Source organism: Phycisphaerae bacterium (assembly GCA_024102815.1).
Taxonomy (GTDB): Bacteria; Planctomycetota; Phycisphaerae; order UBA1845; family UBA1845; genus JAGFJJ01.
Genome location: JAGFJJ010000069.1, coordinates 55,900 through 70,509 on the forward strand (window position 1 = coordinate 55,900; position 14,610 = coordinate 70,509).

The following is a 14,610-nucleotide window of genomic DNA, read 5'->3' on the forward strand; positions in this document are numbered from 1 at the left end:
GGGGCTCCCGGGAGCCGTCAGGACGCCAGGAACTGCTCGAGGCGGTTGAGGCCTTCGTCGATGTGGGCCAAGGTTGCCCCGAAAGACAGGCGAATGTGGTCGTCCATGCCGAATGCCAGCCCCGGCACGACGGCCACGCGGGCGCGCTCCAGCAGCAGGTCGGCGAATTCCACGGAACCCGAAACCCCCAGATTCGCGTATGTCGCGCCAACATTGGGAAAGCAGAAGAATGCACCCGTGGGCTTGGGGCACCAGACGCCGCGCATCGACGCCAGGCGCGGATACATGTAGTTGCCCCGCGCCTCGAACTCCCGCCGCATTTCCTCCACGACGGTCTGATCGCCGGCAAGGGCCTCGGCCAGGGCGTACTGGTTGAACGTGCAGGCCCCGCTGGTGGTCTGCGACTGGAGCTTGTCCATCGCCTTGATGATCTCGGCCGGCCCGGCGGCGTACCCGAGCCGCCAGCCGGTCATGGCATAGGTCTTGGACGGAGCGTTCACCGTGATCGTCCGGGCGAACGCGGGTTCGCTCACGGCCGCGAAGCTCAACGCCTGTTGGCCGTGGTAAAGGAGCTGGTCGTAGATCTCGTCGGAGAGCACGAGGAGGTCGCGTTCGGCGAGCACGTTGGCCAGTGCCCGGGTTTCGTCGGGGTTGTAGGTCACGCCGCTGGGGTTGCACGGGGAGTTCATGATGACCATGCGGGTTCGCGGCGTGAGGACGGCGGCCAGCTCGTCCGGCGTGAGTTTGTAGTCGTTTTCGCGCCGGCCGGTGACGAAAACCGGAACGCCGCCCGCGAGTCGGACCATCTCCGGATAGCTGACCCAGTAGGGGACGGGGATGACGACCTCGTCGCCGGGATCGATGACGGCGTGGATGGCCTGGAAGACAGCCATTTTCCCGCCGGGGGTGATGATGACCTGCTCCGGGGTGTAGTTCAGCCCGGCGTCGCGAGCGAGCTTGGTACAGACGGCCTCCTTGGCGAACTTCAGCCCGGATGCGGGCTTGGAGTAGCCCGTGGCGCCTTCCAGCAGGGCGGCGATAGCGGCCTGCTTGATGTGGTCCGGGGTGTGGAATTCCGGCTCGCCGGCGCCGAAGGTAATGACATCGATGCCCTCGGCCTTCATCCGCGAGGCCTTGGCCGAGACCGCCAGCGTGGCGGATTCCTCCAGGTTCAACGTACGTGCGGAAAGCTTCATTGGCTTAGTTCTCCGGTCCCTAAGCGAAGAATCGGCAAAACGTATTGATCGGCCAAATGCCCGCCCGGCTCGAACGGAGGCTATCTTCGAGGGAGCAGGGGACAGGGGCAAGTCAGGTGCATCGGCCCGGGGTGAGAGGCATTGCTCTTGCGGGGGACATGAAGCTCCTTTCGCTTGGTTGATTCGAAGTGGACGGGATCGTCGCTCCTTCGGGATCGATCGCGCCCGCAGCCGGCGAACGGGCGGTGGACGTGCGTCTCCTCCACAAGTAATAACGCGCAAGGGCGCTCAGTCGGGAGTGCGAAAAAAGTGAGCGCCCCGTTATGTGGCGCATTCCTAAGTTGAACGTTCAACTTAAAATGTAAGCAATAGTGACGCTTTATCCGTGTTGCTTTTTCGATTGGGAGGCCAAGCGGAGCCTGGTTGTATCAAGGTGGGGCGCCTGCAGGAAGGGCGTGGTCGAGCTGACAGATATAGGGTTTGGCGGGAGCCACTTGCGGACACTCGGACGTCAACGCTTTCGCGCGATGAATTATCAAGGAATTGCAAGTTGCAGAAAACTGAAATCAAGTAAATCGGTGTCGCCGTCGAGATCGACGTCTGAGCACGTGCAAGTCGCACCTTTCGTCATGCCTGGTCCGGCCAGGCAATTGGCTACGAGGGCGAAGTCGCTCAGGTTAATTGAGGCGCTGCCGTCGCAGTCTCCGCGGGATGGCGTTTCGTAGGCACCCATATCGACGACAGGCGGGGGAGAACCACCGGTGTCGGGTGTGATGAGGTCGTCAGTGAAGCGTGGCATCCCGGCGAGGTCCAGCGGGAGAGGTTCAGTTGTGTCGCCATCGCCATCGAGATCAGCAACATCGGCCGGTACGGCGGAGTTGTCTCCGGCATCGATGCAGGGCGAACCGGGAATCAGGCGCAAGTCGCCGAGGTCGTCGTCGCTTGTTCCCCATAAACCATCGTGACCCACGCCCGGTGGCTTCAAGAAGAGTGTTTCCGCCGAGATGTTTCCGTCGATTCCGGTCTGGTCGGAGAGCCCAGAGTAATCATACCACATATTGCGACCAATGGAGTTATTTCGGAAAAGAGGCGCAGAATCAGGAACCTGTCGGTAGATTCCCGAGTAGTTGAATGCAAACACGGAATTCGCGATTGTCGGTGACGAATTGTGAAAGGAGATGGCTCCACCCCGCAGCAGGTACGAGTTATTGGCCACGACGGTGCAGTTGGCCATCTCTGCGTCAGCGAGGTCGAAGTAGAGACCCCCGCCTTCGATCTTGGCACGATTGCTGCTAATCGTGCTGTTCGAAATTCCTGGAGAGGCTGCGGAAACGTACACGCCGCCGCCGTTCGTTTCCGCAGTGTTGCCGTGAATGATTGTGCTTACAATCTGAGGCGTTGAGGATGTAACGTAGATCCCACCCCCTTTATCAGCCGTATTGTCGCGAATGCTGCAGTTTTTTAGTCGCACAGCAGGCCCCCCCAAACAAATGCCACCGCCCAATTGACCAGCGGTGTTACCCGAGATAGTGCAAGAAACGAAGCCGATAGGCGATTGCGAGACCGAAACACCAGCGCAGTTATCAGCAGAATTGTTGGAGAAGATGCTGTTCACGACGTCTGAGTAGGATCTGTACAGAGAAATTCCGCCAGCGCTCTCGGCGTGATTGGAAGTGACCGTCATGTTCGCTACGGCCGGAGAGGCCGACCAAATCCGCATGCCGCCTCCCCAAGTCGCATGGCCATGCGTCAGCGTGAAGCCATCGATCCGGCTTGTGTGATGGCCAATTTCGGCAACGACCACCGAACCAAGGTCGTCGCCATCGAGGGTCGTGATATTGGCCTTCCAGTCACGCTCGGTGCGTGCTGTTTCCGAGCCGTTAAAGCCGCCATAGAGATACACATAAGGCGGAAGATTAACGCGCTCATGATAAGTGCCGCCCTGCACCCAGACTTCGCCGCAGGTTGCGGCGGCTGCGTCAATGCCGGCTTGTACAGTGCGCTTGGCGGCACTCCACGAGGAGCCGTCGTATGCATCGTCGCCGTCAGGGCTGACGCGCACGACCAGGGTCGGGCCGGCCGGCCAGACTTCGCGGTCCCATTCGTCGGCGCCAATATCCACCTTTCCACCTTCCGGAAGAACGCGAGGTTGTCCGTCGATGTCGTGGTCGCCGATCGCGAACGCGTTGTCGCCGGCGTGTTTGCAGGGCGAATCAAACTGGAGATGCACGTTTCCGCAACCAAGGTCGCCGAACTTGGGATCAACTGAGATGTTGTCGTCCATTCCCGTGGGGTCAGGGATCGCGCCGGAGAAGGAGGCCTCGCCAAAGAAGCAGTTGGAACGAAAAACCGGCGATCCGGGCCTGTCGGGGTCCATGTAGATGCCCGTCAAGTTGTGGGCAACGATCGTATTTGTAACCGTTGGAGAGGACCGGTCCGCGAGGTAGATGCCAGCACCAACCTGCGCCGTGTTGCTCGCAATCGTGTTGTTTGCAAGTGTCGGGGATGAGCCATCCAAATACATTCCGCCGCCGTTCATGCCAGCGGAGTTCTCCAGTATGACGCTGTTGGCGAGCTGGGGAGACGCACTGTCTAAGAATATTCCGCCACCATCGTACCGGGCATAGTTGTGCCGGGTCGTAAAGCCCAATAGCGTGGGATTACAGTCATAAACGTACAACCCGGCCCCATCGTTGGATGCAGTATTCCTCGTAATCATGAAGTTGGACAACGTGGTATCGCAGTCGGAAAGGTAGAGACCGCCACCGCCGCCAGCGTGGTTGTACGCAAGCGTGATATCCGAAGCGACAAGGTCGGCGGAAAAGACCATGATTCCACCGCCGCGGTCACTCGAGTTACGCAGGACTTCGACGCTTTCGAGGACAGGCGCGCCGTCAGTGATATAGATGCCACCGCCGAGAACGTACGCAAAGTTGTCCGAGATTGTGCACTTCGTAATCCTGAGGAAGGCATTGTTGAGATACATCCCGCCGCCGACCAGCGCGCCACCGTTGCGAACAGTGAAGCCCTCGAATGTAGCGTCTTCTGGTGTCAAATCGTCGAAGGTGACGACGGTGCCCGCTTGATTGCCATCGATGACCGTCGCGGCGACGATGACCGGATCATCGGGCTTAATACTGCGCAGAGTAATGGACTTCGCGGGAAAGAGGATATTCTCGACGTACGCACCTGCCGGAGAGCCGGTCGACGGGAGCACGATGATCGTGTCACCATCCACTGCGGCGTCGAGCGCTTCCTGTATGGTGGCAAAATCCCAGGTTCCGTTCCAGTCGACGATGATGGTTCGACCGGTGATCGAGGAACGGAGTTGCTCGACGATGAACGGATCGATAGGGTCAAACGTCCGCGTGTCGGCTGCCAGGGCGGGAAGGGCGAAGGTTAGGATACTGAGGGCACATGGGACCACATGGAATAGGGGGCACGGGGGCATGGGGAATCCTCTGGTCTTGGGTAGCCGGGTGGCGATCCCGGACAGTCGAACAGGGACACTCCCCTATTTTAACAGTCGAAGTGGACTGAACGCAATGCCAGAAGTCAATAGATTGGGATTGTCTTTTGGGCTTCGTCCATCTCTTGCTTCTACCCCTCCGCCGCCAGAGTTTCGTCGAGGATGCGCAGGCCTACGTCGATCTGGGCGTCGTTGATGCACAGTGGCGGGGCGAAGCGGATGGCCGTCTCGCCGCAGCCGAGCAGGACCAGGCCGCGGTTGAATGCGCCTTGGAGAATCTTGGCGCGGAGTTTGGGATCGAACTTGCCGGTGCGGGTGTTCACCACATCGACACCGATCATCAGTCCCAGTCCGCGCACGTTGGCAATGGACTTGCGTTTCTCGGCGATGGCTTTCAGGCCGTTCATCAGTTGCGGGCCGCGCTGGACGGCGTTGGCCATGAACTCCTTCTCGATGAGTTCCAGCGTGGCGACGGCGGCCGCGCAGCAGACGGGGTTTCCGCCGAAGGTGCTGCCCTGGGCTCCGGGCGGCCAGGCCATGATCTTATCGCTGGTGATGACGGCACCGATGGGCATTCCGCTGGCCATGCCCTTGGCCATAAGGACGACGTCGGGGACGACGTCGAAGTGCTGAAAGGCGAACCACTTGCCGGTCCGGCCGGCGCCGGACTGAATCTCGTCGCAGACGAGAAGTATGCCGTGCTTGTCGCAGAGCTCGCGGAGGCGGGCGAGGAATCCCGGCGGGGCGACGTGGTAGCCGCCTTCGCCCTGAAGCGCTTCGACGAAGATTGCGGCGACTTCCTCGGGGTTCATCTTGTATTTGAAGAGGACGTTCTCGATGGCGTCGACATCGCCGTAGGCGACGTGGTCGGTCATGGGGACGAGGGGGCCGAAGAACTCCTTCTGACGGGCCTTGGAGCAGGTGAGCGACAGGGCGCCCATGGTCCGGCCGTGGAACGCGCCGTGGAAGGCGATGATGTACTTGCGGCGTGTATTGTGTCGGGTGAGCTTGATGGTTGCCTCGACCGCCTCGGCTCCGCTGTTGGTGAGCAGCACGCGCTTTTTGTGTGAGCCGGGGGTGATGGCGGCGAGCTTCTCCATGAGCTCGACCATGACGGGGTAGTAGAAGTCGCTGCCGCAGATATGGATGAGGGAGCGGGCCTGGCGCTCGATGGCCTCAACGACTTTGGGGTGGCAGTGGCCGGTGGAGCAGACGGCGATTCCCGCGGCGAAGTCGAGGAAGCGGTTGCCGTCGGTGTCCTCGATGACCGATCCTGAGGCGCGCTTGACCACGAGCGGATAGTCCCGTGTGTTGGAAGGGGAGCTCACGGTCTGGTCCCGGCGGACGAATTCACCGGCGGTCGGTCCGGGCAGGGCGGATTCGATCGCGGGCGCGGGGCCGATCCAGTGGGCTGACGACTTGTCTTTTTCCGGCATGTGGTCGGGCTTAACGCTCAGCATAGGCAATCTCCTGTTGGACCGGCGAATCCACCCATCTTATCGACAGAATGGCTGGAATGCGATGTTTGTCGAAGTCCGTCCCGGGTATCCATCGAAACGGTGAGGAACGTCCTGCAACCGTCGTGCCGCGACGAATCGCGGGGTCGTCAGACCTTGGCGTTGGGGGTCCGAGCGGCTTGTGTGCCGTCGGGGAGGTCAACGAGTTCGTAATCACCGAAGATGTTCGGGGCTTCTTTCTGGAGGATGCGCACGACCTCGGCCGCGAGGGTGCGGATTTCCGTCTCGGCGTGCTCGTTGCAGCGCAGCTCGATGAAGTGCCGCCAGGCGCGGGCGTTGGCGGTGACGAAGATCTTGGTCTCGGTCGCGTTGGGGAGCACGGATCTTGCGGCCTGGCGGGCCATTTTGCGGCGGAGGGTGCGGTCTTCCACGTCCGAGAACTTCTCGTGTAAGCCGTTAACCAGCTTGACGTAGGCTTCCTGGGCCCGTTCGACGGCGGTAAGCCAGGTCTGGTGGAGCTCGGGGTCTCCGGCGATGCAGGCGGGCTCGACGAACTCGGCGACGGATTCGTCGACGTAGCGCTGGGACAATTGGGAGTAGGCGAAACCGGCCCGGTGGCGGACAAGTTCGTGGGTGAGCGATCTCGAAACACCGGTGAAGATGAAGCTCCAGTTGCTGTGCTCGAGCACGCTGCCGTGGCGGACCTCGCGGATGTGGTCGAGGTAGGCCGAGTTCCCGCCGGGGCGAGGCTTGGCGAAGCTCATGTAGCAGAGTCGGCCGGCGACTTCGGGCAGGAGTTGTCCGGCGCGATCGGTGTCCGTGGACCAGTCGGAGACCTCGTGAGCATCGAGGAAGCTCTTGAGTTCCGTGTCGTTCAGGGAGGGTCGGCCGACGAGGTAGGCGGTGGGGCGACGATGGATCTTCATGGCGGCGGCCTCCTGAACGTTTTCCGTGATTGCGTGACTCCGGTCCTGACGAAGTCGGGGAGGCGATTCTAGCGGAGGGGACGATCGGCGTCATGCGAGCTTCGTTGCAAGGGAGGGCGCGCGTCGATAGCCTTGGGCGGATGCCTGCCGAATCGAACAGCCCGCCGGATTCAACGTCGAAGTACCCGACCTCGCCGAATCGTCCGCTGCCCGGTACGGCGCCGAAGGTGATGATCATCGGGCTGGACGGGGCGACGTTCGACGTGCTGGGCCCGTTGATCGAGGAGGGGCGCTTGCCTCGTCTGGCGGAGTTGGTCCGGACGGGAGCATCGGGGATTCTGGAGTCCACGACGCCGCCGATTACGCCGGCCGCGTGGACGACGTTTCTGACCGGGAAGCAGCCGGGGTTGCACGGCATTCTCGACTTCGAGCGTTACGATCCGCCGACTCACCGTCTGATCTTCAACAGCACGATTTCGCTGGGGCATGTCCGGCACCTTTGGGCGATTCTCAGCGAGGCAGGATTCCGTGTCGGAAGCGTGAACGTTCCGATGACGTACCCGCCGATGCCGGTGAACGGCTTCGTGGTGAGCGGATTCGAGACGCCCGGTCCGGACAGTCCGTTTGCCTACCCGGCCGAGATTCGCGAGGACATTCTCTCCCGTTGGCCTGATCCCACGCTTCGAGCCAAGTGGCGGCGGAGCACGCTGGGCGGCGACGATCAGTTCAGGACCAACCTGGATTACATCAGCCGGAGCTTCGATCAAGGGGCGGAGATGTCCTTCTACCTGGGGGACCGATTTGGCTGGGACGTGTTGATGGTGGTGCTCAAGCTGGTGGACAACCTTCAGCACAAGACGTGGAAGTACATCGATCCGCGCTGGGCGGATGGGAAGCCGCAACGGCGCGACGCGGTGAAGGCCTGCTTCGGACGGATGGACGAGGCGGTGGGGCGGTTGCTCGACTACGCCGCGGAGCACGATGCGGCCGTGATGATCGTCTCCGATCATGGTCACGGGAGCCTGGAGGGAAAGGTCCAGCCCAACCTGCTTCTGGAACGATGGGGCTATCTGCGATTGCGCGGCGGAGGGGCGCAGGAAGTGACGCGCGTGCGTTCGCTGGCGGATCGGCTGCTGCGGCGACGCCGGAAATTCGAAGCGCATGACGATCTGGCGAGGGACCTGGCGGTGGACTTCACGCAGACTCAAGCATGCGTGATGCACGCGGGCATGGCCGGTTTCTTGTACATCAATCTGGAGGGTCGACAGCCGACGGGGGTCGTTCCACCTTCGGAGTACGAATCGCTGCGTGAAGAGTTGTGTGAACGGTTCCTGGGCCGTGATTGCGAAGCGGTCGATCCGCAAGGGCGCCGCATCAAGCTGTTCCGCGCCGTGCACAAGCCCGAGGATCTCTACGGTTGCAGCCGGGAGGAGCAGCCGTGGATGCCGGATTTGATGTTGACGCCGCACGAGTCGCTGGCCGTGGTGCGGAAGATTCGAGGTCGGGCGCCGGTCCGGTGGCTACCGTATCGAAAGCTGGAGGGTACGCATCGGTCGGAAGGTGTTCTTATCGCCGGCGGACCGGGCGTCCGTCATGCGAAGGGCGTTCGTGCCCATCTTGCGGATTGCGCGCCGACGATTCTCACGATGCTCGGGCAGCGCGTTCCGAGTGATATGCAGGGTCGCGTGCTGACGGAACTGTTCAGCGAGGCCCCGGTTGTGGAGAAGGAGGCGGCGTCGTCCGCGGCGAGGGTTCCCGTGGCCAAAGCCGTGTTCAATGAGGAGGAGCTTCGCCAGGTGACGGAGCGCCTGACGGACCTGGGCTACCTTCAGTAGCTTCATCCTTTTTCAGCATCGCACTCTCCGGGCGGGGCACATCCCGCTGAATCCAGTATTGCTCGGCGAGTCTGTCCCAGAAGCCGAGGCTTTTTACGGCAAGCTTGTCGATTCTCCGGCCTTGGAAATAGACGGTGGGCGTTGCGCCGAGCTGGAGCCTAGCTCCCAATTCGATGTCTGCACGGATCCGCTGCTTGACTTCCTCCGAGTTGGCGGCGGCCACAAAGGCCTCGGGATCCGCGCCAACGGCCTTGGCAACGTGCTCGGCAGTCATGGTTCCCGCCGCGAGTTCATCCTGATGTTCGTAGATGTAGTCGTGGGCCTTCCAGAATGCGGGGAGGCCAACCACGACGCGGGCCGCTTCGGCCCACCTTGAGCCCTCGCAGGCGTGCGGATGCATATTGTTCTGGACGTACGGGTTGCAGGACTTGTCGAGCGGGTAATGGCGGTAAACGACGGCGAGGTGGCCACCGAAAAGCGGTTGGACCTGCTCATCGAGGAACTTGCCGGCCCTGCGACAGCTCGAACATTGGAAATCGCTGAAGATCATCGCCGGGACCAGATACTCGACTTGCTCGGCATGGATTCGAATCGCATCGTCGGGGCGGATGGGGAGTTCCTGCTTGGGGGATTGCATCCAAAGAAACACGAGCGCATTGCCGTCGGCGATCACGCGATTGAGCTCGGCCATGCACCCATCGAAATTGATTTTGTGAACGGTCGCCGACTGGGCTCGGACGGCGCTCTTGAAGATGTAGACCTGGGCATAGAATACGGCGATCATCAGGGCTACGGTGACCAGGGCCAACTGGTGGGTTGGATAGGGTGCCATTGCGGGACGACGATCCGGCTTCGCTGACGATGCGCCGTCCTCTCCCGCTGCGGTCCGGCGGGGCCAGACGGCAAACACCCCGAGGGCGATCAGCAGGTTCATTCCGTGCGTAATGGCGCACCAGGGACACCATTCGTTCAGCTTCGTGAACATGACCCACATGTAGTAGGCCGAGCCGAGCAGCCCGAGCGATACCAGTCCCACGGGCAACAGGTGGTAATACCATCGTCGATGCGAGACAGGCCCGACGGCGATGAGCCAACAAGCCAGTACGGAGTAGTAGGCCAGGCCAAGGAACGCGACCGGGATTGAATTGGTGACGGGTTCACCGGGTCTCTGAGGCGGGAACACGCTGTACGGGCTGCGCAGCACGGCGTCGCAGTTCATGCGGCTGTTGGGCTGATCCGTACAAAGTGCCGCGAACCAGGGCGCTCCCTCGTGCCCGCTGACGTGTTTGACGAGCAGTTCAAACGAGATCCAGGCGGCAATGAGCGCAAGGAAAGCCGCGATGATGGAAAAGGTCCGGCGCATCAGTTCTTCTCTTCTTGTTCCGTACAAACTCCAATTTGCGGCGGCGTGCGCCTCAGCCGTTGGGACGGCGGGCGGCCGCGCGAGACCGGAGGGCATGATACGAGGCACGGGCCTCGTCGGCGATAGCCGCCGGATTCATCGATTTTCCGGCGGAACTTCCGGACCGCAGGCGCACAAGCGCGTCACAAGGCCATCATGGGGTCGCGTCTGGATTCGAAACGGTTTGACGCAAGGCGCCAAGTGAGCGTTCGATGTGTTCGCCGGCGTGCGCCGAGGAAACAGACGCGGGACTGCGGGGGCTGCAAGGCCAGAACATGCCGGCGGCAAGTGCGGCCCTTCGAAACCGAACCCATGCCGCTTGCGTCTCGCCATCGGAGGAGCCTTCCGGGGAATGAACCTGAAGGAGGCTGTCGATCCGGCTGACCACAAGCGGGATCTTCGAATCCTCGAGAATCTGACGGAGTCCGGTTTCCAATGACGCACTGACTTGTTCAAGGTTCTTGAAGAAGTCGGGTTCGGCGACAGCCTGGAGTACGACGCCGGCGGCCGCACAGGACAGGAGGCTGGGCCATTCGTTCTCGGGACATTCGCCGAAGGGCACCGATTGTACGATGTCGCGTCGTCCGCCGACGACGCCCATGGGCAACCCTCCGGCAAGCGACGGGCCCAGGACGGTCAGATCGGGACGAAAGCCGAGATGCGAGGAGGCACCACCAATGCCCGCCCGAACGCCGGTCTTCGTTTCATCGAGGATGACGAGCGTCCCGGTCTTATCGCATTCGGCGCGAAGTTCAGCGAGGAAAGCCGCGTCGACGAAAGCCAGGCCTTTCGACGTGGTGATCGGATCGACGAAGACGGCGGCGAATTCATCGGTATTCGCGAGCCGGTTGATTACGGCTTCCAAGCCGGCCGGGGCAAGTTCCACGCCTGTGTCACCAAGTTTCAGCTTCTCGAAATGCGCCGACCCGCCGACCACAACGACGCGGTCACGCTTGGTGAACGCCTTCACGGCTTGGACGGCGTGCCGGCAGGCGGAACGGGCGGTCGTTGAAAATGCCAGCGTGTCAATCGATGCGAATCGGCTGGCAATCAGTTCCGCGAGCCGGATATGGGCTTCCGTCATGGAAGGCAAGCGGACGCCTCGGGCGACGGCCTTATCCACGGCGACAACGAGGCGCTCGTCGGCGTGCCCCAGGATCAGATCACCGCCGCAGCCGTCGAAGTCGACGTATTCACGACCATCGACATCGGTGACGGTTGCGCCTGCGCCGCGGGCGAGAACCGGTTCCTGAACACCCCCCGTGGACGACTCCGCGGTGCGGTTGGCGAGGACGTTCGCGCTGCGGATCAGGGCACGCGATTTGGAGTCAGCCTGCTTTTCCTTCGTGGGCGTGGGCATGGTACGATCGTAAGTCGCGCGGCCGGCTCTGTCGATCCGATACGCCGAAATGGTGCGAAGTCGCCGTTTCGGAGGCGGCTGAGGCGGTTTTTCGGTTCGGCGGCTCGCGGGCATCCTTGTCAGGTCCATCGGGCGTCCGTATCCTTCAAGTCGATGGCAAAGCTTCAGCGGATCACGATCAGCCAGTTGCGAGCGCGGAAGCGCGAGGGTCGGCGCTTCGCGATGCTGACCTGCTACGACCACGCCACGGCCAAGCTCATGGAAGAGGCCGGGGTGGAGTCGCTGCTGGTCGGAGATACGTACGCCGAGGTGTGCCTCGGCCACCCGACTACGCTTCCGGCAGAGCTGGACCACATGGTTACGATTGCCGAGGCCGTTCGCCGGGGCGCGCCGTCTGCCTATCTTGTCGGGGACATGCCTTTCCTGAGTTATCAGGTGAGCATTGAAGATGCGGTTCGCAACGCGGGGAAATTCATGGCCCGTGCGGGGTGCGACTGCGTCAAACTGGAGGTCGATCGTCGCCACTTGCGGACGGTGGAAGCGTTGTCGGGTGCGTCGATTCCGGTGATGGCCCATCTGGGACTTCGTCCGCAGTCCATCCAATCGCTTGGCGGATACCGCGTTCAGGGGCGCGAGGCGGAGGACGCGGCGCGTATCGCTGAGGACGCCAAGATGATGGAGTCGGCCGGGGCAGTCGCCCTACTGCTTGAGGCGGTGCCGGTCGAACTTGCGAAGATCATTTCCGAGGGAACCGTACTACCGGTGGTCGGGATTGCATCCGGTCCGTACTGCGACGCCCAGGTGATGGTCTTGCACGATATGCTCGGTTACGGCGAGGGGCACCCCCCGCGTTCGGTGAAGGTTTATGCGCAGCTGCATCAGGTTCTGGTGGACGCATTCCGGTCGTATGCGGGCGAGGTTCGTGACGGAATTTTCCCGACCGTGGAATCCGGCGTGCATATGGATCCTCAGGAACTGGAGCGCTTTCAGTCGCTTTTGGACAGCAGCGACGCATTCAGCGATTGACAAGAGCGGCTGGGAGAATAGCTTTCGCCTTGTCGGCGAGTGAACTTATGCTTGTGCGAATGCAGTTGGCGCGCATCGTCATCGTTGACTCGGAAGAGGAAAAGATGTCGATGATCGTGCTCCGCGAGGTGGACGGGGAGCGCGCATTTCCCATCCTGATCGGGGTTCACGAGGCCTACGCCATCGACCGGCGCAGTCGTGGTGCCGTGCCCCCGCGTCCCATGACGCATGATCTGATCGAGAACCTTGTTGATGAAATGGACTGTCAACTCGAGCATGTCGTCATTCACGAGTTGCGGGACTCCACGTTTTATGCCAAGCTGGTCATCCGCCGTGATGGTGAACTGCTGGAGGTCGACTCTCGGCCGTCCGACGCCATTGCGGTCGGCGTGGGCACGGACGCTCCGATCTACGTCGACGAGTCGGTTCTTCGCGAAGTATGCTGAACTTCAACTGGTGGTACGTGGGGCATGAAGGTCGAACAGCCAACCCAGCTACGTCGCCAGACCCCGGAAGAGCCCGCGACACTGATCGGCGAAGGATCGCCCAAGCATCCCATCTCTCCGCTTGCCGCGGAAGCGCTTTCACTGCTCCCTCGAAGGTCTGACTGCGCGGTAGCGCGCTGCCCGGTCACTATCGACATTTTTGGCGGCGCTGCCGATTTCGCAGGCTCACTGGTTCTGCTGACTCCTCTGGCGGACCATGCCTGCGTGGCCGGGGAGTGTCATGACGGCGGCACGCTGACGGTGCGTTCCGCGGCGCGGAACGGTGGCGAGCGTTTGAGCATCGATCTGCGGATGGAGTCGTTGTTTCCCGGCGGGGCGGTCGTGGATGCCGTCCGGGGGCGGGCGCTGGTCGGCGAGCACGCCGACGCGGTGCTCACGGCGATGATCGGCGCGGTGGTCGAAGGCGTTCGCAGCGGGATTGTCGCGCCGGTTCCAGGCGGGCTGATCCTGGGGGCCGCGGAGTCGGATCGAGGCGGGCCATGCGGAGGCCGGCTGGCCGCAGTTGCCGGCGCCACGATTTTGGCGATGTCGCGCATCCAAGGTGGCGTGGGGTCGCGCGAGGAAATCGCCGCGGCATGCCATCGGGTCGTTACCGACTGGTTGGCCTTTCCCATCGGGAGTTCGTCGGCGGGCGCTGTGCTGTGCGGAAAGAGCGGGTCGGTCGTGGCGTTGCGCGGCGAGCCGTGCAAGCCGGTCGATACCATTCCGCTTCCTGACGGACTTTCCGTCGTCGGAGTTCAGGGCGGCGCCTTCGACAGCGACTGGTCGGCGCGCTGCATGCAAGTGCGGGCGGCCAGCGTCATGGGGCGCGTGCTGATCGATCGCATTGTCACGCACGAAGATGGTGAACCCCTGGGGAGTAACGGGGCACTGAGCCGGGTCAGCGTTGGCGATTACGTGGCGCGATTCCGTGACCGCCTTCCCACGAAGCTTCGTGGGCGAGATTATCTGGACAAATTTGGCCCGCTTGACGATGTTCTCGCGGTGATTGCGGAGAATACGGTGTACAAGGTCCGTTCGCGGACCGAGCACCACATCTATGAGCATGCCCGCGCCGTCGAGTTTGCCGAGGGTATGCGTTCTCCACGTGACGGCGATCGCGGCCTCTGGACAAAGAAATTGGCGGAACTATGTGCGGCATCGCACTGGAGCTACGGCCAGCGATGCGCCCTGGGTTCCGTGGAGACGGACCTCTTGGTGCGGCTGCTCCGCGAATCGCGTTTGCGTCAGGTAGTCCATGGGGCCAAGGTCAGCGGGCAAGGCTGCGGCGGACTGGTATGCGTTCTGATGAAAGACGATGCGGATTCGAAGGAGGCCGCCAGGTCGGTGCTGGGAGCCTACGAAGAACGTAGCGGCAGACGGGCGCGGTGGATTCCCGCGGCGCCGGCCGGAAGCGCTGCCGTCGGGGCGGAGCTGATTCGGAGCTGAGCCGT

The 14,610-nt window shown here is 62.3% G+C and carries 10 protein-coding genes; 4 read left to right on the top strand and 6 right to left on the bottom strand.

Translation table 11 applies throughout. From position 1 onward, the window contains the following. Positions 1-17: 17 nt before the first annotated feature. The 4 genes from J5J06_16475 to thyX all read right to left on the bottom strand — a co-directional run bounded on the left by J5J06_16475 (position 18) and on the right by thyX (position 7,048). Positions 18-1,196, bottom strand: coding sequence for a pyridoxal phosphate-dependent aminotransferase (locus J5J06_16475; GenBank protein ID MCO6438690.1), 1,179 nt, complete (start codon positions 1,194-1,196; stop codon positions 18-20). Between the two features lie 535 nt (positions 1,197-1,731). Beyond that, positions 1,732-4,647: a DUF1565 domain-containing protein gene (locus J5J06_16480; protein MCO6438691.1), complete on the bottom strand. Its 2,916-nt coding sequence runs from the start codon at positions 4,645-4,647 to the stop codon at positions 1,732-1,734. 149 nt (positions 4,648-4,796) lie between these two features. Continuing rightward, positions 4,797-6,125 (bottom strand): aminotransferase class III-fold pyridoxal phosphate-dependent enzyme, encoded by a 1,329-nt coding sequence (locus J5J06_16485; GenBank protein ID MCO6438692.1) that lies wholly within the window; start codon positions 6,123-6,125, stop codon positions 4,797-4,799. Positions 6,126-6,271: 146 nt separating this feature from the next. Then, positions 6,272-7,048, bottom strand: a complete 777-nt coding sequence (thyX, locus tag J5J06_16490) for an FAD-dependent thymidylate synthase (protein MCO6438693.1) — start codon at positions 7,046-7,048, stop codon at positions 6,272-6,274. Between the two features lie 140 nt (positions 7,049-7,188). Here thyX and J5J06_16495 point away from each other — a divergent pair, with 140 nt between their 5' ends. After that, positions 7,189-8,883, top strand: coding sequence for an alkaline phosphatase family protein (locus J5J06_16495; GenBank protein ID MCO6438694.1), 1,695 nt, complete (start codon positions 7,189-7,191; stop codon positions 8,881-8,883). Here the strand turns inward: J5J06_16495 and J5J06_16500 are convergent. Both J5J06_16500 and J5J06_16505 read right to left on the bottom strand, forming a co-directional pair. Next, positions 8,822-10,246, bottom strand: a complete 1,425-nt coding sequence (locus J5J06_16500) for a thioredoxin domain-containing protein (GenBank protein ID MCO6438695.1) — start codon at positions 10,244-10,246, stop codon at positions 8,822-8,824. The two genes, J5J06_16495 and J5J06_16500, sit on opposite strands and share 62 nt — an antisense overlap. A gap of 193 nt (positions 10,247-10,439) precedes the next feature. Next, a complete protein-coding gene (locus J5J06_16505) occupies positions 10,440-11,645 on the bottom strand; it encodes an aminotransferase class III-fold pyridoxal phosphate-dependent enzyme (GenBank protein ID MCO6438696.1) in 1,206 nt (401 codons plus the stop codon). A 153-nt stretch (positions 11,646-11,798) separates the two neighbouring features. Here J5J06_16505 and panB point away from each other — a divergent pair, with 153 nt between their 5' ends. Genes panB through J5J06_16520 form a run of 3 tightly spaced genes read left to right on the top strand, consistent with a single transcriptional unit; the run spans position 11,799 to position 14,605 of the window. Next, positions 11,799-12,671, top strand: coding sequence for a 3-methyl-2-oxobutanoate hydroxymethyltransferase (panB, locus tag J5J06_16510; protein ID MCO6438697.1), 873 nt, complete (start codon positions 11,799-11,801; stop codon positions 12,669-12,671). Positions 12,672-12,718: 47 nt separating this feature from the next. Next, positions 12,719-13,117, top strand: coding sequence for a bifunctional nuclease family protein (locus J5J06_16515; GenBank protein ID MCO6438698.1), 399 nt, complete (start codon positions 12,719-12,721; stop codon positions 13,115-13,117). A gap of 24 nt (positions 13,118-13,141) precedes the next feature. Beyond that, the gene (locus tag J5J06_16520) at positions 13,142-14,605 is read left to right on the top strand and encodes a hypothetical protein (protein MCO6438699.1); all 1,464 of its coding nucleotides are present in this window, start codon (positions 13,142-13,144) and stop codon (positions 14,603-14,605) included. Positions 14,606-14,610: the final 5 nt, after the last annotated feature.